16 protein-coding genes are annotated in these 21,831 nt (G+C 69.5%); 5 read left to right on the forward strand and 11 right to left on the reverse strand.

Annotated features, from left to right (window positions below; genetic code table 11):
• Positions 1 to 120 precede the first annotated feature (120 nt).
• Both O1R50_RS00245 and O1R50_RS00250 read left to right on the forward strand, forming a co-directional pair.
• Positions 121 to 1,224, forward strand: coding sequence for a substrate-binding domain-containing protein (locus O1R50_RS00245; protein WP_270107810.1), 1,104 nt, complete (start codon positions 121 to 123; stop codon positions 1,222 to 1,224).
• Positions 1,225 to 1,466: 242 nt separating this feature from the next.
• Complete coding sequence (locus O1R50_RS00250; protein ID WP_270107811.1) at positions 1,467 to 2,555, forward strand: LPXTG cell wall anchor domain-containing protein; 1,089 nt, start codon at positions 1,467 to 1,469, stop codon at positions 2,553 to 2,555.
• Between the two features lie 84 nt (positions 2,556 to 2,639).
• Here O1R50_RS00250 and O1R50_RS00255 read toward each other — a convergent pair whose 3' ends face one another.
• The 3 genes from O1R50_RS00255 to glnA form a co-directional block, all read right to left on the reverse strand.
• The gene (locus tag O1R50_RS00255; protein WP_270107812.1) at positions 2,640 to 2,948 is read right to left on the reverse strand and encodes an AzlD domain-containing protein; all 309 of its coding nucleotides are present in this window, start codon (positions 2,946 to 2,948) and stop codon (positions 2,640 to 2,642) included.
• Positions 2,945 to 3,640, reverse strand: a complete 696-nt coding sequence (locus O1R50_RS00260) for an AzlC family ABC transporter permease (RefSeq protein ID WP_270107813.1) — start codon at positions 3,638 to 3,640, stop codon at positions 2,945 to 2,947. Before O1R50_RS00260 ends, O1R50_RS00255 begins: the two co-directional genes overlap by 4 nt.
• Before the next feature lie 126 nt (positions 3,641 to 3,766).
• Positions 3,767 to 5,191: a type I glutamate--ammonia ligase gene (glnA, locus tag O1R50_RS00265; RefSeq protein WP_270107814.1), complete on the reverse strand. Its 1,425-nt coding sequence runs from the start codon at positions 5,189 to 5,191 to the stop codon at positions 3,767 to 3,769.
• Positions 5,192 to 5,469: 278 nt separating this feature from the next.
• On the opposite strand from glnA, the gene O1R50_RS00270 reads away from it, so the two are divergent.
• Entirely contained in the window at positions 5,470 to 5,904 is a 435-nt protein-coding gene (locus O1R50_RS00270) for an RDD family protein (RefSeq protein WP_270107815.1), read from the forward strand.
• Between the two features lie 14 nt (positions 5,905 to 5,918).
• On the opposite strand, the gene O1R50_RS00275 is transcribed toward O1R50_RS00270, so the two are convergent.
• Entirely contained in the window at positions 5,919 to 7,349 is a 1,431-nt protein-coding gene (locus O1R50_RS00275; protein ID WP_270107816.1) for an NYN domain-containing protein, read from the reverse strand.
• 130 nt (positions 7,350 to 7,479) lie between these two features.
• Here O1R50_RS00275 and O1R50_RS00280 point away from each other — a divergent pair, with 130 nt between their 5' ends.
• Complete coding sequence (locus tag O1R50_RS00280) at positions 7,480 to 8,616, forward strand: glycosyltransferase family 4 protein (RefSeq protein ID WP_408612561.1); 1,137 nt, start codon at positions 7,480 to 7,482, stop codon at positions 8,614 to 8,616.
• 245 nt (positions 8,617 to 8,861) lie between these two features.
• Here O1R50_RS00280 and O1R50_RS00285 read toward each other — a convergent pair whose 3' ends face one another.
• Genes O1R50_RS00285 through O1R50_RS00295 form a run of 3 tightly spaced genes read right to left on the reverse strand, consistent with a single transcriptional unit; the run spans position 8,862 to position 13,165 of the window.
• Complete coding sequence (locus tag O1R50_RS00285; RefSeq protein WP_205324017.1) at positions 8,862 to 9,533, reverse strand: response regulator transcription factor; 672 nt, start codon at positions 9,531 to 9,533, stop codon at positions 8,862 to 8,864.
• Positions 9,534 to 9,588: 55 nt separating this feature from the next.
• Positions 9,589 to 11,337, reverse strand: coding sequence for a sensor histidine kinase (locus O1R50_RS00290; protein WP_270107819.1), 1,749 nt, complete (start codon positions 11,335 to 11,337; stop codon positions 9,589 to 9,591).
• A gap of 13 nt (positions 11,338 to 11,350) precedes the next feature.
• Positions 11,351 to 13,165, reverse strand: coding sequence for an AMP-dependent synthetase/ligase (locus tag O1R50_RS00295; RefSeq protein WP_270107820.1), 1,815 nt, complete (start codon positions 13,163 to 13,165; stop codon positions 11,351 to 11,353).
• A 330-nt stretch (positions 13,166 to 13,495) separates the two neighbouring features.
• Between O1R50_RS00295 and O1R50_RS00300 the strand changes: the two genes are divergently transcribed.
• Positions 13,496 to 14,455, forward strand: a complete 960-nt coding sequence (locus O1R50_RS00300) for an ROK family glucokinase (RefSeq protein ID WP_270107821.1) — start codon at positions 13,496 to 13,498, stop codon at positions 14,453 to 14,455.
• 79 nt (positions 14,456 to 14,534) lie between these two features.
• Here O1R50_RS00300 and O1R50_RS00305 read toward each other — a convergent pair whose 3' ends face one another.
• The 4 genes from O1R50_RS00305 to O1R50_RS00320 form a co-directional block, all read right to left on the reverse strand.
• Entirely contained in the window at positions 14,535 to 15,677 is a 1,143-nt protein-coding gene (locus O1R50_RS00305; RefSeq protein ID WP_270107822.1) for a right-handed parallel beta-helix repeat-containing protein, read from the reverse strand.
• Between the two features lie 330 nt (positions 15,678 to 16,007).
• Entirely contained in the window at positions 16,008 to 18,719 is a 2,712-nt protein-coding gene (locus O1R50_RS00310; RefSeq protein ID WP_270107823.1) for a cellulose binding domain-containing protein, read from the reverse strand.
• A 327-nt stretch (positions 18,720 to 19,046) separates the two neighbouring features.
• Entirely contained in the window at positions 19,047 to 20,291 is a 1,245-nt protein-coding gene (locus O1R50_RS00315) for an ornithine cyclodeaminase, nickel-pincer nucleotide-dependent (protein ID WP_270107824.1), read from the reverse strand.
• A gap of 87 nt (positions 20,292 to 20,378) precedes the next feature.
• Positions 20,379 to 21,680, reverse strand: a complete 1,302-nt coding sequence (locus O1R50_RS00320) for an MFS transporter (protein WP_270107825.1) — start codon at positions 21,678 to 21,680, stop codon at positions 20,379 to 20,381.
• Positions 21,681 to 21,831: the final 151 nt, after the last annotated feature.

The following is a 21,831-nucleotide window of genomic DNA, read 5'->3' on the forward strand; positions in this document are numbered from 1 at the left end:
TCGTCCCTCCTTCACGGACACGATTCGATCACGGAATGACCCGGTTTAGCGAGCTTTCCACTGGTGTAAGTTTTCGAAGATGAATTAAACCCCTCACCTGTACGAAGGAGCACCTCGCCCATGCAACTCAGTCGTCGCGGCCTGCTGTTCGGAACGGCAGGGCTCGCAGCCGTATCGCTCGCCGGATGCGGCGCGGGCGAGGATACGAAGCAGCTCAGCGGATTCACCGGCATCTCCATGCCTACCACGACCTCCGACCGGTGGGTGCTGGAGGGCGCCGACCTGGAGAAGCGACTGAAGGACCTCGGCTACAAGACCATCCTCGAGAACGGCGAGGACGACATCCCGACGCAGGTCAGCCAGATCCAGTCGATGATCGACCAGGGCGTCGAGTTCCTCATCATCGCCGCCATCGGCAACACCTCCCTCGGTGAAGTCCTCAGCAAGGCCAAGGACAAGGGCGTCACGATCATCTCGTACGACCGCCTCATCCTCGAGACCCCCGACGTCGACTACTATGCGTCCTTCAACAACTACCAAGTCGGCGTGCTCCAGGCCAAGCACATCATCTCGCGACTCGGCATCACCGAGACCAGCACCGAGAAGTTCAACATCGAGCTGTTCTCGGGCTCGACGGACGACAACAACTCCCAGCACTTCTTCCAGGGCGGCCTCGACACCCTCGAGCCCTACATCTACGGCGGCTCGGTCGTGATCCCCTCCAACCAGACCGAGCTCGAGCCGACCTCCACGGACAAGTGGAGCCGCGACGTGGCGCGCGATCGCATGGCCGGCCTGCTCGAGGAGTTCTACCAGGACCAGCCGCTTCACGCCGTGCTCTCGCCCTACGACGGCATCAGCCGCGGCATCGTCGAGGCGCTCGTCGCCGCCGACTTCGAGCCCGGCTCGGACGACTTCCCGGTCATCACCGGCCAGGACGCCGAGTTGCGGTCCCTCAAGGCGATCAAGGAGGGCACCGGTCAGACCGAGACGGTCTTCAAGGACACCCGCCTGCTCGCCGAGGTCGCCGTCGACATGGTGAAGTCGATCGTCGAGGGTTCCACCCCCGACGTGAACGACCTCGGCACCTACGACAACGGCTTCAAGTTCATCCCCTCCTACCTCCTCGACCCGGTCGACGTGACCGCCGAGAACTACAAGGAGGTCGTCGTCGCCTCGGGCTACGCCACCGAAGAGGCGATCGACAACGCCCCCGCCGACTAGGCTGAGCGCTCCAAAGCGGACACAGCGAGGACGGCCGGGCAATCGCCCGGCCGTTTCAGTGTGTCCCTTCGGTTCTCGCTGCGCCACTGTGGGTCACAGGAGTTCCGTTACGCGATCGTTATGCGACCTCTCCTCGCATCGGGACGTGTCTCCTTTGGTAAGTTGCCTAAAGCCGGTCGTACCCTCACACCCTCGACCGCGCGGCTCCGATCCCCCAATGCAAAAGCATCCTTAGGAGAACCATGAACCGTACCCTCAAGCGGGTGCTGGGACTGAGCGGCAGCGTCGTCCTCGGCCTCGCAGGAGCGGTCACCTTCGCTTCCGCCGCCCAAGCCCACCACCCGACCGTTTCGGGCTTCAGCACCTGCGCCAAGGATGGCGGCTGGACCGTCACTTGGCTGGTCGAGGATTGGGAAGGCACCCAGAACGCGACCGGCACGATCACCGCCGTCGTCGGCGATCTCGACGAGGACGGCGACATCTTCGTCGGCGCCGCCCTTCCGGCGTACGGCTCGGAGGAGGTCCTGGAAGGCACGCAGAGCTTCACCGCGGACCAGACCGACGAGGTCACCCTGTCGGTCTCCGCCGAGTGGACCAACGGCGCCAAGGGCACGACCGTAAGCCTCCCCGTCGGTCCCCCGATGGACGGCTGCGACGGCGAAGAAGGCCCCGTGGTCGGCTTCGGCGGACAGGCCGACTGCGTCGGCATCGAGGCCCGGGCATGGAACAAGAACCCCGATGACCTCCAGGAGTTCACCTTCGTCTCGAGCACTGGCGAAGAGGTCTCCGGTACTCCCGGCATCGACGAGGAGTTCAGCCACTACTTCGTTCTTGAAGATGGCGCCGAGGAACTGGTCGTCGACATCTACGCCGGCGAGGAACTGGTCGAGACCATCGAGTGGGTCGACAAGGTGCTGTGCAGCTACGTCGAGGTCGAGGCCGACTGCGAGGGCCTGATCTTTACACTGACCGTTCCCCAGGACGGCGAGGAGACCTTGTTCGTCCTCTGGACCAGCCTCAGCGAAGAGCCGACCGAGGTCGAGCTCGCCGAAGGCGAGTCGGCGACGTTCACGTTCAAGGCCGAAGGCGACGAGGAACTCTGGGTCGACTACTACATCGAGGGACCCAAGGACTCCACCAGCGGTGGCGTCTCCTGGATCCCGTGCGACGAGGAGACCCCCTCGCCGAGTGACACCCCGTCCGCTCAGCCGCAGCTGCCCACCACCGGTAGCTCGATGACGATCATGATCGGCTCGGCCGCCGCGCTCATCGTGGCCGCCGCCGCCATCTTCCTGATCATGCGCCGCCGCCGCGCCGCGCAGGACTGGTAGACACCACGCGGTTCAGGGCGCTGAGCCCGACCGCATAGAGGAAGGGCCGCACAGTTCGCACTGTGCGGCCCTTTCGCTTGCCCCTCAGGCGATGCCGCCCAGTCGCAGCAGCGCCGTGGTCGCGGCGGCGGCGATGACGACGACCAGGATCGGGGCCCTGCGCCAGGCGAGCAGCCCGCCGACGAGGACGCCGGCCGGGAGGGCCCAGCCCGCGAAGCCGCCGTCGGCGAACAGCGCGCCGGTGATCACAAGGGCCGCGAGGACCACGATCGCGCCGCGCTTCATGAGGGTCTCGGTGCGCTCGGAGACGTTGATGCGGCTGCGCATGAGCGGCCCGGCGAGCCGGACCAGGAAGACGCCCACGGCGAGGGCGAGCACGGCGGTCATGGTCATGCCGCGTCCTCCTTCGGCTTGCGGCGCGGCCAGGTCGCGAGGAGCCCGACGAGGGCCAGCAGGACCGGGATGCCGGTGGGCAGGAACGGCGCGGTCGCCGCGGCGATCGCGGCGCCGACCAGGGCGGCGAGGAGCGTGTCGCGGTCCTTCAGGGCGGGCATCACCAGTGCGAGCAGGAGCGCGGGGAACGCGGCGTCGAGGCCGAACACGTTCGGGTCGGGGATGAAGCCGCCCGCGAGGACGCCGACCACGGTGCCGACGTTCCACGCCACGAACATGATCGAGGTGGTGATCCAGTAGGCGGCCTTGGCGCGCCGCCGGTCGTCACCGGCCGCGAGGGCGAACGCGGTCGACTGGTCGATGAGCATGAACGTGCCGAGGAACCGCGTCCACCACTTGTCCCAGTAGAGGTTGCCGACGGCGAGGCCGTAGGGGATGTGCCGCAGGTGGACGAGCACGCCCGCGGCGAGTCCGGCAAGGACGCCGCCTCCGGCCATGACGACGGCGAGCATCGCGAACTGGGAGGTGGCCGCGAAGGTCAGGAACGACATGGCGACCGGGATCCACCAGGGCAGCCCGGCCGAGGTGGCCAGGGCGCCGAAGGAGACGCCGACAATGCCGATGCCGATCGACATCGCCAGGGCGTCGCGGAAGACGTCCCGGTCGCGTTCGGGGAGGAAGCGGGGAGGCACCGGGCGAGTATCCCCCGCGGCCGATGCGGTGAACAAACGTTCAAGGGGCGCGGCAGGTGCATCACACACCCGCCGCGCCCCCTGCGCCCGTCAGACCTCGTAGGCCGGACCTTTTGGTACTACTCGTTACACTTCGTAGTACAAGTCGAACTCGTGCGGGGTCGGACGGAGACGGATCGGGTCGATCTCGTTCTCGCGCTTGTACTGGATCCACGTCTCGATGAGGTCGGGCGTGAACACGCCGCCCTCGGTGAGGAAGTCGTGGTCCTTCTCGAGGTGGTCGAGGACCTGGTCGAGCGAGCCGGGGACCTGCTGGATGTCGCCGTACTCCTCCGGGCCGAGCTCGTACAGGTCCTTGTCGACCGGCGCCGGCGGCTCGATCTTGTTCTTGATGCCGTCCAGACCCGCCATGAGCATGGCCGAGAACGCCAGGTAGGGGTTGCTCGACGGGTCCGGCACGCGGAACTCGACGCGCTTGGCCTTCGCGTTCGAACCGGTCACCGGGATGCGGGTGCACGCGGAGCGGTTGCGCTGCGAGTAGACCAGGTTGACCGGCGCTTCGAAGCCCGGCACCAGGCGGCGGTAGGAGTTCACCGACGGGTTGGTGAAGGCGAGGAGGCTCGGGGCGTGCTTGAGCAGGCCGCCGATGTAGAAGCGGGCGGTGTCCGAGAGGCCGGCGTAACCGGTCTCGTCGTAGAACAGCGGGTCGCCGTTCGCCCACAGCGACTGGTGGGTGTGCATGCCCGAGCCGTTGTCGCCGAACAGCGGCTTCGGCATGAACGTCACCGTCTTGCCGGCCTGGGTGGCGGTGTTCTTGATGATGTACTTGAACTTCTGGACGTCGTCGCCGGAGTGCAGCAGCGTGTCGAAGCGGTAGTTGATCTCGGACTGGCCCGCGGTGCCGACCTCGTGGTGGGCGCGCTCGATGGTGAGGCCGCCCTCGATGAGGTTGGTGACCATGCGGTCGCGCAGGTCGGCGAAGTGGTCGACGGGGCCGACCGGGAAGTACCCGCCCTTGTGGCGCGGCTTGTAGCCGAGGTTCCCGCCGGGCTCGTCGGCGCCGGTGTTCCAGGCGCCCTCGACCGAGTCGATCTCGTAGAACGCCTGGTTGGCGGTCTGGTCGAAGCGGATCGAGTCGAAGATGTAGAACTCGGCCTCGGCCCCGAAGTAGGCGGTGTCGGCGATGCCGGACCCGGCCAGGTACTGCTCCGCCTTCTTGGCGACGTTGCGGGGGTCGCGGCTGTAGGCCTCGCGGGTGAAGGGGTCGTGGACGAAGAAGTTCAGGGCGAGCGTCTTCTGCTCGCGGAACGGGTCGATGAACGCGGTCGCCACGTCGGGCAGCAGCAGCATGTCCGACTCGTGGATCTCTTGGAACCCGCGGATCGAGGAGCCGTCGAAGGCGAGGCCCTCCTCGAGGAGGTCGTCGTCGAAGGACTCGGCCGGGATGTTGAAGTGCTGCATGACGCCGGGCAGGTCGCAGAAGCGGACGTCGATGAACTTCACGTCGTTGTCGCGGACGTAGCCGAGGAGCTCTTCAGGGCTGGAGAACACGAAGGTATTCCTCTCGGTAGGTGAGTGCCGGAGGGCCCGTGGCCGGTTCCCCCGATCCCGTACTCAGTGCCGGCTCGCGAAGCTTCGCCAGGCAGGCCGACCTCGCTGTCGACGTCTAAGCTTATTAGGCGAAACGCTAACCGCGATCAGTTGCCCCACCGTAAATCAAATGTTTCGTACGTGTTACTTGCGTTGTTCAAGCCTGTTCCACATTGACAGAAACCACTGCTCACGGCGGCGCAGAAGCCGCCATTCGGGCCCACCAGTAGACTCGCGCCATGACGAGCGAACGCGGTGCGAACACCCCCGAAACCACCGGCTCCGGCCAGGACCTGGCGACCTTCGGCTCCCGGTTCGTGGCGCTGTTCATCGACTGGATCGCCTGCACGGTCGTCGCCATCGCGCTGAGCTGGCTCGACCTCGTCACGGCAGACCCCTTCGGCCAAGCCCTGGTGCGCGCAGTGCTCTTCGCCGCGTACTGCACGGCCCTGCTCGCCTTCGGCACCCAGACGCTCGGCATGATGCTCATGCGCATCGCCTGCGTCTCTGCGGATCACGGCGGGCCGATAGGACCCCTGCGCTCCCTCGTCCGCGCGATCCTGCTCTCACTCGCGCTCCCGGCACTGACCGCGCTGGCCCACCCGTACCGACGGGGCCTCCACGACCTCGCCGCCGCCTCGGTGGTGCTGAAGGTGCCCCCGCGGCGGGCATAGGCCCGCGGTCGACCTCAACTCCGCTGCAGCCACCGGACGAGCAGCGGTGACGGCACCGGGTAAGCGCCCTCGCGCCGCACGCGCATCGCGACCTCCTGGTCCGAGGACACGACGATGACCGGCCTGCCTTCGGGCTCGACCCGGGCGAGTTCGACCACCACGTCGTCGGCGATCTGCCCCTTGGCGCTGAACAGGACCCGCACGCCGCGGGCGCTCGGCTTGGCGCCGAAGATCGCGTCGGCCCCGTCGAAGACGACGGTGATCTCGGCGTTCGTCTGCGCCGCGACCGCGCCGAGGCCCTGCACGAGCCGGTTGCGCTGCTGCTCGAGGGTCAGCGTCTCACCCCAGGCCGAGATGGTGACGTTGTAGCCGTCGACGATGAGGTGCGGGTTCGGCAGCGACAGCAGGTGGTCGAGGCGCTGCGGGTCGGTCTGGTCGAGGCCCCGCGAGCCCTCGGCGGTGCGCTCTTCGGGTTCGGCGCAGAGCTCGTCGGCGATGTAGTCGGCCGGGCGGTCCCCGACCGGTTCGAGCCCGAGTTCGCGGCGCAGGCCGGTGGCCGTGCCCGAGAGGGTCTCCATGAGCAGCCACAGCCGCGCCGACGTGAGGCGCTCGTGCTCCCTGTCGGCTTTGCGAACCCGCTCGAGCTGCGTCTTCATCGACTCCACTTCGGACTCCAAGCGGCGGCGCTCGGAGCGGCGCTCGGTGTCGAGGTGCTTGAGCCGGCCGCGCTCGGCCGCGAGGTCCCCGGCAGCCTTGGCGGCCCGGTCCTCGGCGTCCTTCAACTCGCGGCGCATCCGCCGCAGCTCCTCCTGCAGGACCGAGGCGGCCGAACGCTGCTCGGCGAGTGCCCCGCGGAGCTTCCCGTTCTCCTTCTCCAGCGCCGCCAACCGCTTCGGGTCGCCCTCCGGCGCCCTCTCGGCGACCGGGGCCTCCGCGGTCTCTGGCACGGCCTGCGTCGCGGTGGCGATGAGCTCCCTCCAGCCCTCGGGCCGGAGCAGGTAGGCGAGCGCGGCGACCTCGGCCGGGTCGGCCATCGGCGAGACCTCCCCGCCGGTGGCGATGGCCCCGATGAGCGGCGAATCGGTGGACGTGAGCACCTCGGCGAGGTCCTCGCGGAACGCGGTGTCGGAGGCCAGGGCCACCACGAGCTCGGACTTCGCGAGCTTCGCGCGCTTGACCGGACTGAACTTGAGAAAGCGGCGGAGCCTGGCCGGGACCTTTCCCGGGCCGAGCCCGGGCATGGCCACCGCGGCGATCTCGACGGCCCTGCGCCGCACCGGCTCTGTGAGGAACACGGCCGGACCGTCGCCCTCCTCGGCCGCGTCGCCGGGGACCCCGGCCCCCGGTTCGGCGGGGTCCTCTTCGGACGTTCCGTCCCCGCTGCCGCCGTCTCCGGAGGCCGTCGGTTCAGGGCCTTCGTCGCCGCTTTCCTGGCCGCTCAACATAGGCACCAGTGTGCCACCGCCGTCACAGGCAGGAAGTGCCGACCGCTGCTCTTCACCCCCGGGTCATCCCGGATCCCCGCGCACGTCCGGGCAGGCGTGACAGACTGGTCGGATCATGAAGGGGGTCATGATGAGCCGGACGCTGCTGGTGACGAACGACTTCCCGCCCCGCCGGGGCGGCATACAGACCTTTGTGCACGGCATGGCCCTGCGATTGCCCTCCGATGACCTGGTCGTATACACCTCGACGTCGCCCGGCTGGGCCGAGTTCGACGCGGCCCAGCCCTTCACCGTGGTGCGCGACCGCACCGCGATGCTGCTGCCCACGCCCCGGGTCGCCCGCGCCGTCACCGACCTCGCCCGCGAGCACCGCTGTGACCGCGTCTGGTTCGGCGCCGCCGCCCCGCTCGGCCTGCTCGCCGCGGGACTCAAGCACGACACCGGGATCGAACGCGCCATCGCCCTCACCCATGGACACGAGGTCGGCTGGGCGATGATGCCCGGCACCCGCGGCGCCCTGCGGCGCATCGCCGGATCGCTCGACGTCATGACCTACCTGGGCGACTACACGCACCGGCGGATCGCGCCGGTCGCCGGGCACCTGACCCGCCTGGAGCAGTTGACGTTCGGCATCGACACCGAGATGTTCCACCCCGGCGTCGACGGCAACCTCGTGCGCGAGCGGTACGGCCTCGAGGGCCTGCCGGTGATCGTGTGCGTTTCGCGGCTCGTGCCGCGCAAGGGCCAGGACATGCTCATCGCGGCCCTCCCTCACGTCCGCGACCAGGTGGGGCAGGACGTGCGGCTGCTCATCGTCGGCCAGGGCCCCTACGAGGCCCGGCTGCGCGCGCTCGCGCGGTCGCACGGCGTGGAACGGCAGGTGGTGTTCACCGGCGGCGTGCCCGAACACGAACTGGCCGCGCACTTCGCGGCCGGGGACGTGTTCGCGATGCCGTGCCGGACGCGGCGCCGCGGCCTCGACGTGGAAGGGCTCGGCGCGGTGTTCCTGGAGGCGGCTGCGTGCGGGCTGCCGGTGATCGCCGGGGATTCGGGCGGGGCGCCGGACACGGTCCTGCACGACCAGTCCGGGTGGGTGGTCGACGGCCGCGACCTCGGCGAGATCACGTTCCGGCTCTCGCAGGTCCTCGCCGACCCTTCGCTGGCGCGAAAGCTCGGCGAGGCCAGTCGCGAATGGGCCCTGAGCGAATGGACCTGGGACCGCCAGGCCGAGAGGCTCGAGGGCATGCTGTACGGCGAGACGGTCTGAGCGGGGCGGGCGCGGCGGCCGCTGCGCGGCGGGCGTAGGGGATGCCCCGTACCCACCCGCAGCCACCTCCGACCAACCGAAAAGGACCACTCTCCCACAAGGGTCCGACACTCGAGCGTTTCGGCAGGTCAGCGGCCTGAGGAGCGGCGAGTCGCGCCGACTTCGGCGGGGCGGGGGCATACGCTGCGGGCGGCTCGTGCGAGCCGCCCGAGGATGGCGATCGAGGTTGCCCGGGGCCGTTTCGCCTAGAACTTCGGCTGGTCGGGGGCTTCCAGGAGGCCGAGCTTCAGGGCGGTCATGAGGGCCTGGGCGCGGTTGCCCGCGCCGAGCTTCTCGTAGAGCTTCGAGATGTGCGTCTTCGCGGTCGACTCCGAGACGTACAGCTGCTTCGCGATCCCCGCCACCGAGAGGCCGTCGGCGAGGAGCTTCAGCACCTGCGATTCGCGCGGGGAGAGCTGCGGTCCCGTAGGCGTGAGCCGCCGCTGCATCGCCTCGGCCAGGTCCGCGGCGCTGAACGCCGTCGGGTTCGCCGCCGCGTGCCGCGCCGCCGAGACCACGTCGTTCGCCGGGGCCGACTTCGGCACGAACGCCGAAGCGCCCGCGTCGAGCGCACCGAACAGCTGGTCGTCGCCCGCGTACATCGTCAGCACCACGATCCCCATGTTCGGGTGCGCCTTGCGCAGCTTCCGGGTCGCGTCCAGGCCCGAGCCGTCGGGCAGGCGCAGGTCCATGATCACCACCGAAGGCATGAGGGAAGCGGCGTGCCGGAGGGCGTCCGCGGCAGTGTCGGCCTCGCCGACCACCTCGAACTCGGGGTCGCGGTCGAAGGCATGCCGGAGACCCTTGCGGATCAGGTCGTGGTCGTCGACGATGAGCACGGTCGTCTGACCGGTCGTCTCCTGCGCCTCAGCGTTCATGTCGTCTCTCTCCTCATTGGCTGCCCCGGCCACTCAAGGCGCAGCTTGCGAGCCTTCAATTGTTGTCGTGGTCGGGCCGTCGGGCCGGCTGTTCAGTTGTCGACGTGCGGTCGGCGGCGGCCCAGGCCGCGGAGCCCGGGCGAGGGGTCTCGGCGCGGGGCGTCGGCCGTGCGCCGGCGTTGAGCACCACCGCCACCGTCGTACCGTGCGGCTGGTGCGGCCGGATCTCCAGAGATCCGCGGATCCGCTCCGCCCGCTCGCTCATGATCGCGAGCCCGTAGCGTCCCTCCGGAGCCTCGCCGGAGAGGCCCTGGCCGTCATCGGTCACCTCGATGCGCGTGTAAGGCGGGTCTACCTCGCACGTCACCCACAGATTCTCGGCCCGGGCGTGCTTACGGGCGTTGGTGATCGCCTCCTGCGCGATCCGCAGCAACTCCGCTTCGGTACTCGCGGGGAGCCTCGCGCCGCCCTCGTCGAGCGACAAATGCACTCTGAGGCCGGCGGAAGCGCCCACAGTACGAGCATAGTCCGCAATTGCGGAGGCCAGCCCGCCCTGACGGTCGACGTTCGAACGCAGTTCGAAGAGGGAGAACCGCAGCTCGGTCACGAGCCGCGTCACCTCCGAGCGGAGGTCCTCCAGCTCGCCCTTGGCCTCCCCGGCATCGGGCGGCAGGATCGCCATGGCGTTGTCGATCCCGTACCCGAGCATCGCCAGCTCCTGGGCGATGCCGTCGTGGATCTCGCGGGCGAGGCGCTGCCGCTCCTCTGTGGTGGCCATGGACCGCACGTCCTCGAACAGCAGCGCGGTCTCCAGGCGCAGGGCCGCGCCCTTGGTGCGGTCCTCGGCGGCGGTGATGGCCTCGGGGCCGAACGCGGCCGGGTCGTCGGATTCTATGGCGACGAGACCCACCGTGCGGCCTTCGGCAACCAGCGGGATGACCAGGGACGCGACGGGTCCTTGGGTCGAGCGCGACAGCGGTACCTGCCCGGCTTGGGGCTTCTGCCCGGCCCACGCGTCGGCGAGGAGCGAGTTCAACTGGGGGGAGGTCTCCCAGTCGACGCGTTCGTCGGCGTGCTGGGCGAGCACGACGAGCCGCCTGCCGGAGGCCGCGGAGAGCACGGCGGCTCGGGCCACGCCGGGGATGCGGGAGGCGGTGTCGACGATCTCGGTCGCGATCCCGCCCGGGTCCAGTGTGGACCCCGGCAGTTGACGTGCCACGACGCGCAGCTGCGTGAGCAGCGCGGCCGCTTCCGCGTACGGCAGCTGCGAGTGGTGCATGTCCGAGGAGCGGGAGCGGCGCAGCCACCAGGCGCCGACGGCCGAGGCGAGCCCGAAGGCGAGCGCCACGGCGACCGTGGTCACGTAGGTGCCGCGGTCGTACGCGGAGATCCGCGGAGTCTGCGCGATGAGGCCGATCGCGGCGACGGCGACGAGCACGGGCGGGACCCAGCTGCGCAGGCGGCCGTAGCGGTCGTCCTCGCCGGTCGGGTCGGCCGCGTCGAACGCGGCCGTGGCGAACGGCGCGATCAGGTAGGGCAGCATCCACGCGGGCAGCCCGTCGGTGGCGAGCGTGCCGAGCACGACGACGGCGACCTCGGCGAGCTGCCCGGCGGGGGCCAGGAGCCGGTGGCGGGGGAGGACGACGCCGGGCAGCGCCGCGAGGGCCAGGATGCCGCACCACGTCAGGGCGTCGGCGAGCCCTTCCGAAGCCCAGCCGAAGACCGCGACCAGCGCGAACAGCACGCCCCGCAGCGCGACGGCGGGCAGTCGCCACTGGCGCTCCAGCACCGCCTCATCGCCCATGCGGGCACCTCGCTTACTCGTTTCGTCGCGCCTTCGCCGTGTCGTAGAGCGCGTTGATCTCGCTTGAGTATTTTTCCATGACGACGTGACGTTTGACCTTGACTGACGGGGTGATTTCCCCGGCGTCCTCGCTCAGTTCGACCGGCATGACCCTGAACTGCTTGATCTGCTCGGCCTTGGAGACCGTCCGGTTGGCCTCGTCGACCTTCGCCTGCAGCTCGGTGAGCAGCTCGGGGTCCTCGGTGAGGGCGCTGATCGGGGTGTCCGCGTCCTTGCCGTGGCGGGTGAGCCAGTCGCGGAGCATCTCGCCGTCGAGGGAGATGAGGCAGCCGATGTAGGGGCGGCCCTCGCCCACGACCATGGCGTACGCGATGAGCGGGTGCGCGTCGAGGATCTTCTCGAGCGGTCCGGGGGCGACGTTCTTGCCGCCCGCGGTGACGATGATGTCCTTCTTGCGGCCGGTGATGGTGACGTACCCGTCGTCGTCGATCTCGGCGATGTCGCCGGTGGAGAACCAGCCGTCGGCGTCGAGGACCTCGGCGGTGGCGGCGTCGTTGTTCCAGTACCCGGGGAAGACCTGCGGGCCCTTGGCCTGGAGTTCGCCGTCGTCGGCGACGCGCAGCGCGGTGCCGGGGGTGGGGCGGCCGATCGAGCCGACCTTGATGGCGGTCTGGAGGTTGAGCGAGAGCACGGGGGAGGTCTCGGTGAGGCCGTAGCCCTCGTAGATGGTGACGCCGATGCCGCGGAAGAAGTGGCCGAGCTCGGGGCCGAGGGCCGCGCCGCCGGAGACGGCGGAGTTGCACTCGCCGCCGATCGCGGCCCGGATCTTGCCGTAGACGAGCAGGTCGAACAGCTTGTGGCGGAGCTTGAGGGCGAGGCCGGGCCCGCCGGGCTTGTCGAGGGCGCGGCTGTACTCCTTGGCGCAGGCCGCCGCCTTCTCGAAGATCGCGCCCTTGCCGCCGTCGACGGCCTTCTGGTAGGCCCCGGCGTAGACCTTCTCGAAGACGCGGGGGATCGCGAGCAGGGTGGTCGGCTTGACCACGGGCATGATCTTGGTGAGCTTGGTGCGGTCGGCGTGCGCGATGGTGGTGCGCGATTCGATGCCGGCGAGCTGGAGGATGCGGGCCAGCACGTGCGCGAGGGACAGGAACAGCAGCATCCGGGCGCCGTCGAAGAGGACGCCGGGCACCTCGGGGATGACGTTGCGGATGTCGGCGAGGAGGTTCCGGTGGGTGAGCATGCAGCCCTTGGGGCGGCCGGTGGTGCCGGAGGTGTAGACGATCGTGGCCAGGTCGTCGGCCCTGCGGGAGGTGCGGCGCTCCTCGATGTCCACGTCGGCGCCGGCGCCGAGCTCGTTCAGGGCGTCGATCGCGCCGTGCTCGGCGTCGATGGTCCACACGTGCTTGACCTGCGTGCCGAGGCTTTCGACCATCGCGGTCATCTCGGCGTCCTCGACGATGACGGCGACCGCGCCGGAGTCTTCGAGGATGAACTTCGCCTGGTCGGCGGAGGAGGTCTCGTAGATGGTGACGGTGACGCCGCCGGCGGCCCAGATCGCGTAGTCGAGGAGGGTCCACTCGTAGCGGGTGGCCGACATGATGGCGACGCGGTCGCCGGGCTGGATCCCGGCCGCGGCCAGGCCCTTCGCGGCGGCGATGACCTGAGCGCGGAATTCGACGGACGTGACGTCCCGCCAGGTGGCGCCCCCGTCGAAGGTGCGCATGAAGAGGATGGAGGCGGGGTGGTTCTCGGCCGCGTCCCACAGCGCGGTGAGGGTGTTGTCTTCGTCGGGCACAGTCACCACGGGGGGGACGGCGAACTCGCGCATGGATAGGGCTCCGTTCAAGACGCCATGTTCACGGCTTTGTAAAGTGGCTCACAGATCATGTTACCGGTGGGTCAACTTCCTTCGGAAGAGGGACTGTGAGGCAGACCATGATGCTAAGGGCAGCTTAGCGGAGCAGGGCCCGGAGCGTCGAATGACGGCTGCGGACAGTCACCCAAGCGGCCGTCGAAGATTCCGCTCGGTGATACCTTCGCCGAGTGGGACGGAACGGCCGATTTCATCTCCAGGTCATCGCGCTGTAAAGTCCTCGGTGGCCCGCAGCGTCGCGCGGCATCCCACGCCTCAAACCGTGATCCGCTGGAGGGTACAGCAGTGAGTCTGACTATCGGAGTCGACATCGGGGGCACCAAAGTCGGCGGCGGCGTCGTCGACGAGAACGGCAACGTCCTCGCCACGACCCGGCGCCCCACCCCAGCGGACGACACGCCAGGCGTCATCCAGGCCGTCAAGGAAGTCGTCGAGGAGCTGCGCCAAAGCCACGACATCGAGGCCGTCGGCATCGGCGCGGCGGGCTGGATCTCCTCCGACCGCTCCACGGTGATGCTCGCCCCCAACCTCTCCTGGAAGAACGAGCCCCTGCGCGACAAGGTCGCCGAGGCCATCGACCTCCCCGTCGTCGTCGAGAACGACGCCAACGTCGCCATCTGGGGCGAGCACAAGTTCGGCGCCGCCAAGCGCCACCGCTCCTCCGTGCTCTACACGATCGGCACCGGCGTCGGCGGCGGCATCGTCGTCAAGGACAACCTCCTCCGCGGCACCAACGGTGTCGCGGCCGAGATCGGCCACACCCGCTCCGTGATGCCCGACGGCCGCCAGTGCGGCTGCGGCCGCACCGGCTGCCTCGAGCAGTACGCCTCCGGCCGGGCCCTGACCCGCGCCGCCCAGGAAGGCGCCGCCGAGCACCCCGAAAAGGCCGCGATCCTCCTCAAGCTCGCCGGCGGCGACCCCGAGTCGATCACCGGCCGCCAGGTCACCGAGGCCGCCCGCCAGGGCGACGAGGTCGCCTTGGGCGCCTTCGACTTCATCGGCTACTACCTCGGCAACTCCGCCGCGGACATGGTCAACCTGATCGACCCCGGCGTCATCCTCGTCGCCGGCGGCGTCGTGGACGCGGGCGACCTGCTCCTCGACCCGATCCGCAAGCACTACCAGGAGGCCCTCGGCAACCGGGCCCAGGTGCCCGTGGCCGAGGTCCGCGCCGCCGAACTCGGCTCCAAGGCCGGCGTCATCGGCGCGGCCGACCTCGCCCGCCACCGCGAGATCGTCCCCTAGGGACACCGACATGGGCAGGGCCGGAGCTGGTGCTCCGGCCCTTTCCCTATGCGCTTGTCGGTCGTCCTCGATCAGCGCGTCAGCAGATGTTCCGCGCGCCGTTGCCGCTCAGGGTCCAGTTGGTGTTCTCGCCGCACGGCGACTCGCGCACCGATGTGTTGTCGACCCTCAAGGTGATCCAGATGTCCTTGTTGTTGGCGAACTCCGTGCGGGCCGCGAGGCGCACCTCGCCGCCGCCGTTGACCGTCCCGCCCCTGATCGACACGTTGTAGCAGTTCTCGATCAGGATCGCGTTGTTCCCATTGCTCGCCAGGTCCACGTTCTTGATGACCACGCCGCCCGACTGGGAGACGCAGAAGACGCCGCGCCCGCCGCCGCGGGAGATCACGTTGTCGACCCAGATGTTGGTGGCGTAGCCGCCGCTCGCGGTCTTGCCGTTGGTGTTCGCCATCCGGAAGGTCGCGTAACCGGTGCCCGCGCCGACGTTGTTGCCGTCGACCGTGCCGACCCAGCCGTTCCGCGAGTTCTGGATCAGCAGGCCCGACTCGCCGACGTTCCGCGCCGTCACCTTGGTGATGTTGAAGCCGTCGATGTTCCAGGTCTCGACGGCGTGGGAGCCCGCGCCCGACACGTAGATGTCGTTCATGGTCACGTTGTAGTTCCAGGCGGCGTCGCGGTCGAAGCGGATGCCCAGGCCGCCGCTCAGGTTCAGGTCGATGTCGCCGAGCTTGAGGCCGTTGGTCCCGGAGAACCGCAGCCCGAAGTACGGGTTGCCGGTCATCTTCAGGAACGCGATGTTGACGTCGGTGGTGTTGATCGCCTCGATCGCGCCGCGGCCGGAGCGGTTGCCCACGTTGATGGTGCCGCAGCCTTCGAAGGTCTTGCCGCTCTGGATGGTGATGGTGCTCGCGCCGATCGAGCCGGAGGCCATGACGGCGACGCGCTGGCCGCTGGAGATGGTGTCGACGCCCGCCTGCACGGCCGCGCGGTAGTCGCCGCCGGAGTAGACGGTGGTGGAGCCTTCCCTGGTGACGTAGGCGCCGCTGGATCCGGTGACGGTGGCGTGGGGGGAGTTGGCGCCGCACGCGGTCTGGGCGACGGCGGCACCGGGTTCGACGACGACGTCGAGCACGGGGAAGGTGACGGCGCTTGCGGCGCCCGCGATGCAGGCGGCGGCGGTCGCGAGGAGAGTGCGGAGTCTTCGCTTCGGTGCGAGGGACATGGGTACTCCTGAGAGTGGTTCCGGTGAAACGATTCAATTGAGATATCGATATGAATCGATTTATTGGGATCATAGCGGGCGGATCACGGTTTGGAAAGCGCTACCCCGTCCCAATCCGACCACTTTCGGGTGACACGGGGCCCGAGCGGGGCGGTTCTTGTCGGACCCGCGCGGGACGCTGGTCCCTACAGTCCTTTCCCCTCTCGTGGTGGGTGGGGGCTTGTGGACGGCCGACGGTGTAACGGGGCCGGAGGTCGAACATCCCCCGGCCCCGCGCACCGGTTCACCAGGGCCGCAACGCTTTCCGCCGCGGCCACCGGCTCACCGCCGTCACCGCAGCGTGCACGTCGGCGTCAGCCTCGCCGGGGCGCTCCCCGACATCGTCGCCGTGTAGCCCACCGTGACCGACGCGCCGCTCGCCAGCGACCCGTTCCAGTTCTCGTTGGCCACCGTCACCTGAGCCCCCGTCTGCGACCACCTGCCGCCCCACAGGCTTCCGACCTGCTCGCCGCCCGGGAACGTCCACGTGAGGGTCCACCCGGACTTCGCCGAGCCCGAGTCGTTCTTGACGACCACGCTGCCCTGGTAGCCGCCGGGCCACGCGTTCGTCGACGACCACGTCGCCGTGCAGCCGCCCGTCGTCGGCCCCTCCGTGGGCGTCTCGCTCGGGGTCTCACTGGGCGTCGCCGACCCGGTCGGCGAGACCGTGGCCGAACTCGTCGGATCGGTAGGCACGTAGTCCGAGGACTCGCCCACGATCACGCCGCGCCCGTTCGTGCCGATGTAGACGCGCCCGAACACGTTCGGGTCGCCCGTGATCGCCGAGCCGGTCCAACCCCACTGGTGCGCATCGTCATTGATCCGCGTCCAGGTCGCACCCTGGTCGACCGAGCGCCAGATCCCGCGTTCACCGCCGCGCGAGGCGCTGGCGTAGATCGCCGGGTAGCTCTGGCCGGGGGCCGCGGCGCCGAAGCCCACGGTGTCGGCCGCGTCGAACCCGCCGACCTGCGACCAGGTGGCGCCCCCGTCGGTGGAGCGCCACATCCCGTACGTGCCGTCGTCGGCGCCGCCGGCGAGCCACACGTGCCCGGCTTTGCCGGGGACGGCCCCGAACCGCACGTTGCCGCTCGCCGGGAAGCCCGCGTACGAGGCGGCGGTGAAGCTCGCACCCCCGTCCGTGCTGGTGTAGAACTTCCCGGCCGCGAAGCCGTAGACCCGGTTCGCGTCGGCGCGGTCGGATTCGACGCGCGCGCCGGTCGGCAGGCCCGCCACCACCGTCCACGATGAACCGTAGGTAGTGGAGCGCTGCGGAGCGAGACCGTCAGGGGCCCAGACGATCGCGCCCGCGTTCGCGGTGACGGCCACGGTGCCGCCGCCGGTAGCGCCGCTCGGCAGCTGCCCGGCCCACCAGGAGCCGCCGCTGTTGGAGGAGATCCCCATGTTCACCGTGCCGTCGAGTTCGCCGACCCGCACGACCACGCTCGAGTTGAGCTCGGCGAAGTCGATCGAGCGGGCGGTCGTCATGGTCGGGGCGGTGAAGAACGAGTCGGGCACCGCGTCGAGGTCGGTGTGCGCGAACCCGCCGATGTCGCCGAGGGCGCTGTACAGCTCGGGCCCGGTGGGCGGCGCGGCGAGGTCCTGCACGGAGGTCTCCTCGAGGCCGTGGACCATCGGGGTCACGGTGAAGGTCTGGCCCGCGTCCCAATCGGTGAGGTTCTCCGAGCCGTAGATGGTCGCACCGGTGCCCCACATGACCCGGTCCGAGTCGTGCGGGTCGATGGCCATCGAGTCGATCATCCAGCCGTACTTGGGGCTCTTCTCGCCCTGCGCCGGGTTGGTGACGCCCCAGTCGAGCCAGCCCACTGACGAGTGGTCGATGGCGAAGCGGTCGACGCGGTTCGGCCAGCCCTCGAAGGTCCAGGACTGGGTCCACGTCGCGCCTGAGTCGGTGGAGCGGTAGGTGGTCTCCTCGGGCCACCAGGCGTTGACGCTGGTGACCATGAGGGTGCCGGGGTCCTGCGCGTCCAGGGTCAGGCCGCCGAAGCCGAAGCCCTCGTAGGAGGCGCCGTTCGGGCCGGGGTGGATCTCGGTCCAGGTGCCGGCGGCGATCGCGTACCGCCACACCGAGCCGCCGCGCGCGCCTTCGGCCGGGTTCCCGTTGTAGGGACCGGGATCCCATGAGGTGATGACGTACATGTAGCCGTTCACGGCGTCGATCGCGGCCTGCTTCGGCACGTTGTCGTAGCCGTCCACGGTGCCGATCTGGGAAGCACCGGGGAGCGGCGACCAGGTGGCGCCGTCGTTCGTGGAGACGTAGACGGGATTGGCCGGATCGGCCACGCCCACATAGATGTCGTCCCCGTAGAACTCGGTCCAGAGCACGCCCTGGTTGTCGCCGAGGTAGGAGTCGCCGGGGGTGACGACGAAGTTCCCGGGGTTGGGGAAGCTCTGGACTTCGGCCCAGGTGCGGCCGTAGTCGGTGGAGCGCCAGAGGCCGTTGCCGCTGGGCGTGCCGAGGTAGAGGGTGGAGTTGTCGGCGGGGTCGATCGCGAGGCGCTCGCCCATGCCGCGGCCGGGCATGTTGCCGCCCTGCTTGAAGGGGAGTTCGGCGACGCCCCAGGTCTCGCCGTAGTCGTCGGAGTAGAGGATCGCGCCGCTGCCGGGGTCCCAGTCGTTGGTGTAGGTGCCGACGGCCGCGTAGACGCGCTCGGGTTCGACGGGGTCCGTGGCGACGGAGACGACGCCGGTGTAACCCCAGTCGTCCCAGCCGACCCAGTCGAGGAGGGGCTTCCAGGTCGCGCTGCTCTGCTGCCAGCGGTAGAGGCCGCCGATGTCGGTGCGGGCGTAGATGAGGTCGGGCTCGGTCTCGTTGAAGACGATGCCGGGGACGAAGCCGCCGCCGGCGACCTGGGCGTTGCTCCAGGTGTAGGTCTCGGCTTGCGCTTCGAGGTCTTGGGAGTGGGCGGTCACGGTGGCGACGGCCGCGGTCGCCAATGTAACCGCTCCCACCGTGAGGAGGCCGATGGCTCTGGTTCGTTTCATGGGACTGCTTTCCTTCTGCGCCAATGCATGGCGCGATCGCGTCGCCCTGGGCCGGCGTGCGGCTCGAGGGCGTCGCCGAGGGGGCATCGAAGGCGGGGAAGAAGGAGCGCCGACCGATCCGAGGCGCCCGAGAACGCCAAGGCGCCGGTGCGCCGAGAACCGAAGTCGCCGAAGGGATGCCGGAATTGGTTGGTCGTCAAAATATAAACGTCCATCAATGTGATGTCAATCGCCACCAGCGCGAAAGGGCGGCCGACCGCGTCGACCGCCCTCCTCGACATGCCAGTGGCATATCACATGTCATATGTCGCCTGGTGCGACCGAGTCTTAATCGCGCTTGTAGCCGACCACGAGCTCGCCGGCGAGCTGCTCGCAGAACAGGCCGATGTCGGTGATCACGCCGATGGCCTGCGCCGAACCCCGGTCGGCGAGTTTCGTGACCGTCGCGGGGTTGATGTCCACGCTCACGAGCGGCACCTTCGCGGGCAGGATGTTGCCGGTCGCGATCGAGTGCAGCATCGTCGCGACCATGATCGCGAAGCCCACACCCGGCAGCGCGGCGCGCATGGCGCGCTGGCCTTCGATGACGTCGGTGTAGACGTCGGGCAGCGGGCCGTCGTCGCGCACGGAGCCGACGAGCACGAAGTCCTTCTTGTTCTTGACCAGTGCGTGCATGATGCCGCCCTTGAGGACGCCCTGCTCTACGGCCTCGGCGATCGACCCGCAGGTGCGGATCTTGTTGATGGCCCGGATGTGGTGCTCGTGACCGTGCGGGACGCCGTGTCCCTTGTCGAGGTCCACGCCCAGCGAGGTGCCGAACAGGTTCGACTCGATGTCATGCGCGGCAAGGGCGTTCCCGGCGAAGACGACGTCGGCGTAGCCCTCGTTGATGAGCGCTTCGAGGGCCTTCCCGGCTCCGGTGTGGACGATGGCGGGGCCGCCGACCCACAGGATCTTCTCGCCGCGGGCCTTGACCTCGCGCATCCGCTCGGCGATCTGGCGCACCTGGAGCGCTTGGGGCCGTTCGGAGGAGACGCCGCCGCTCATGAACTCGAAGTTCGAGGACTCGGGGCTCTTGCGCTCGGGCTCGGGCAGCGGGAGGACCTTCACGCCTTCGCCGCCGCAGACGACCAGCTCGCCCTCCTTGACGTCGGAGACCGGGAGGGTCTTGGCACTGGAGCGGTCCTCGGTGACGATGATGCCGCAGTCCATTTCGGAGTTCTCGACGTCCATCCAGTTGCCGTTGAGGCGGATCTGGGTGTCGAAGTTGGTGGTCGAGTAGAAGTCCTCGGGGAAGACGCCGTCGCGCGGGGCCGGCTTGAGCACCGCGATGCCGGGGTCGAGCGGGTTCGCGCCGTGCGTCTGGAGGCGCATGATGATGCGTTCGACCTGCTCGGGCGTCTCGGCGGAGACGGTGAGCTGGACGTAGGACTCGTCGGTGTGGTGGCGTCCCACGTCGAAGCGGTCGATCGTGTAGGCCCCCGAGTATTCGAGGACGTCGTCCATGACGCGGGCGAAGACGCCCTGGTCGATGAGGTGTCCGCGCAGCTCGACGGTCTTTGCGTGTTCCACGTTTGGTGCTCCTGTTGCTTCCGGCCTCGAGTGTGCCGAGACGAGCCTAGCTCTCGGCGCGGGGGCGCGGCGGCAGGCTCCTCGGGGTCAGACCGCGGCGGGCGGCGGTGCGGCGGCGGCCTTGGCGGCCTCGATCTCCGCGGGTGCGGGCCAGTTGCGGGTGACCAGGTACTGGATCAGGAACCCGCAGAGGCCCCAGGCGCCGACCACGTACGGCAGGGTCGCGCCGAACTCGACGATGAGGCCGATCCCGGCGATGGCGATGCCCTGGCTCAGCTGCAGTCCGGAGTTGGCGGCGGCGACCACCCGGCCGCGCCAGCCGTCGGGGATGCAGTGGGCGAGGGTCGCGTTCATCGGGGCCATGATCATGTTCGCGACGCCCGCGCCCATGGCGATGAGGAGCACCCCGGCCAGCGGCGGGTCGAGGAGCGCGGTCGTCAGGACCACGGGGCCGATGAACGCGAGCGGCCGGATGAGCTTGTCGCGCACCGAGGGCCGTACGAACCGCGTGAACAGGAGGGTCGCGACGACCGCGGCGGCCGCGTCGACCGCCATGATGAGGCCCTGCGTCCTGGAGTCGCCGTTGAGGTGCACCGACCACAGGACCGCGACGCCCTCGGGGACGGCGGTGAGCGCGAACAGGCCCCAGATGCCGAAGGAGACGGTGCGCAGGACCTTGTTGTCGCGCAGCATCCGCAGGCCGTCGGCGGTCTCGACGAGCACGTGGCGGCGCTCTTCGCGCTTGTTGACCGGGGGCCGGTACCGCACGAGCATGGAGATCGCGATCGCGCTGACCACGAAGAGCCCGGCGTTGATCGCCAGTGCGGTGTGCGGGTCGAGCGCCGCGAGCAGGCCTCCGGCGAGGTAGCCGATGATCTGGGCGGTCGCGGCGGCGCTGAAGGTGAGTGCGATGGCGACCGACAGGGCGTCGCCGGTGAGGATCTGGGCGAGGGTCGCGACGCGGGCGGCGTTGTAGGCGGGCTGGACGGCGGCGACGGCGAAGACGATCGCGATCATCACCGCGATCGGGAGTCCCGGGATGAGCAGCAGCGCGATGAGGCCGGCGCGCAGCACGTCGCACACGATCATGACGTTGCGGTACGAGTAGCGGTCCACAATGGCCCCGAGGACCTGGGCGAGGCCGAGGTAGGGCGCGAAGCTGATGGCGAACGAGGCGGCGGCGAGCGCCGAGGACTCGGTCTGCTGCCACACGAGGAAGGTGACGGCGACCCGGTTGAGCATCGCGCCGGCGTTGGAGATGCAGAACGCGAGGAGGAACGCCGCGGCCTCGCGGTCGCCGAAGACCTGGGAGAACGATGGCCTGCGGTCGGATTCCGGCGCCTCGTCGGCGGGTCCGGCCGGAGCCGGCGGGGGGTTCTGGTTCGACACAGGGCCTTCCTCGTTCTCGGCTCCGCGAGCGTCGGCCTCGGGCGCCGGTCTCCACCGTTGCAGCTGGCCGCCGCGGGGTCGTGATGCGGCGCCGCCGGCGTCGGACACGGTAGGGGCCGTGTGTCGGCGCAGGGATTCGCCGAGCCTCCGC

The sequence above is a fragment of the Glycomyces luteolus genome, from assembly GCF_027622875.1.
In the GTDB taxonomy this organism is placed as follows: domain Bacteria; phylum Actinomycetota; class Actinomycetes; order Mycobacteriales; family Micromonosporaceae; genus Glycomyces; species Glycomyces luteolus.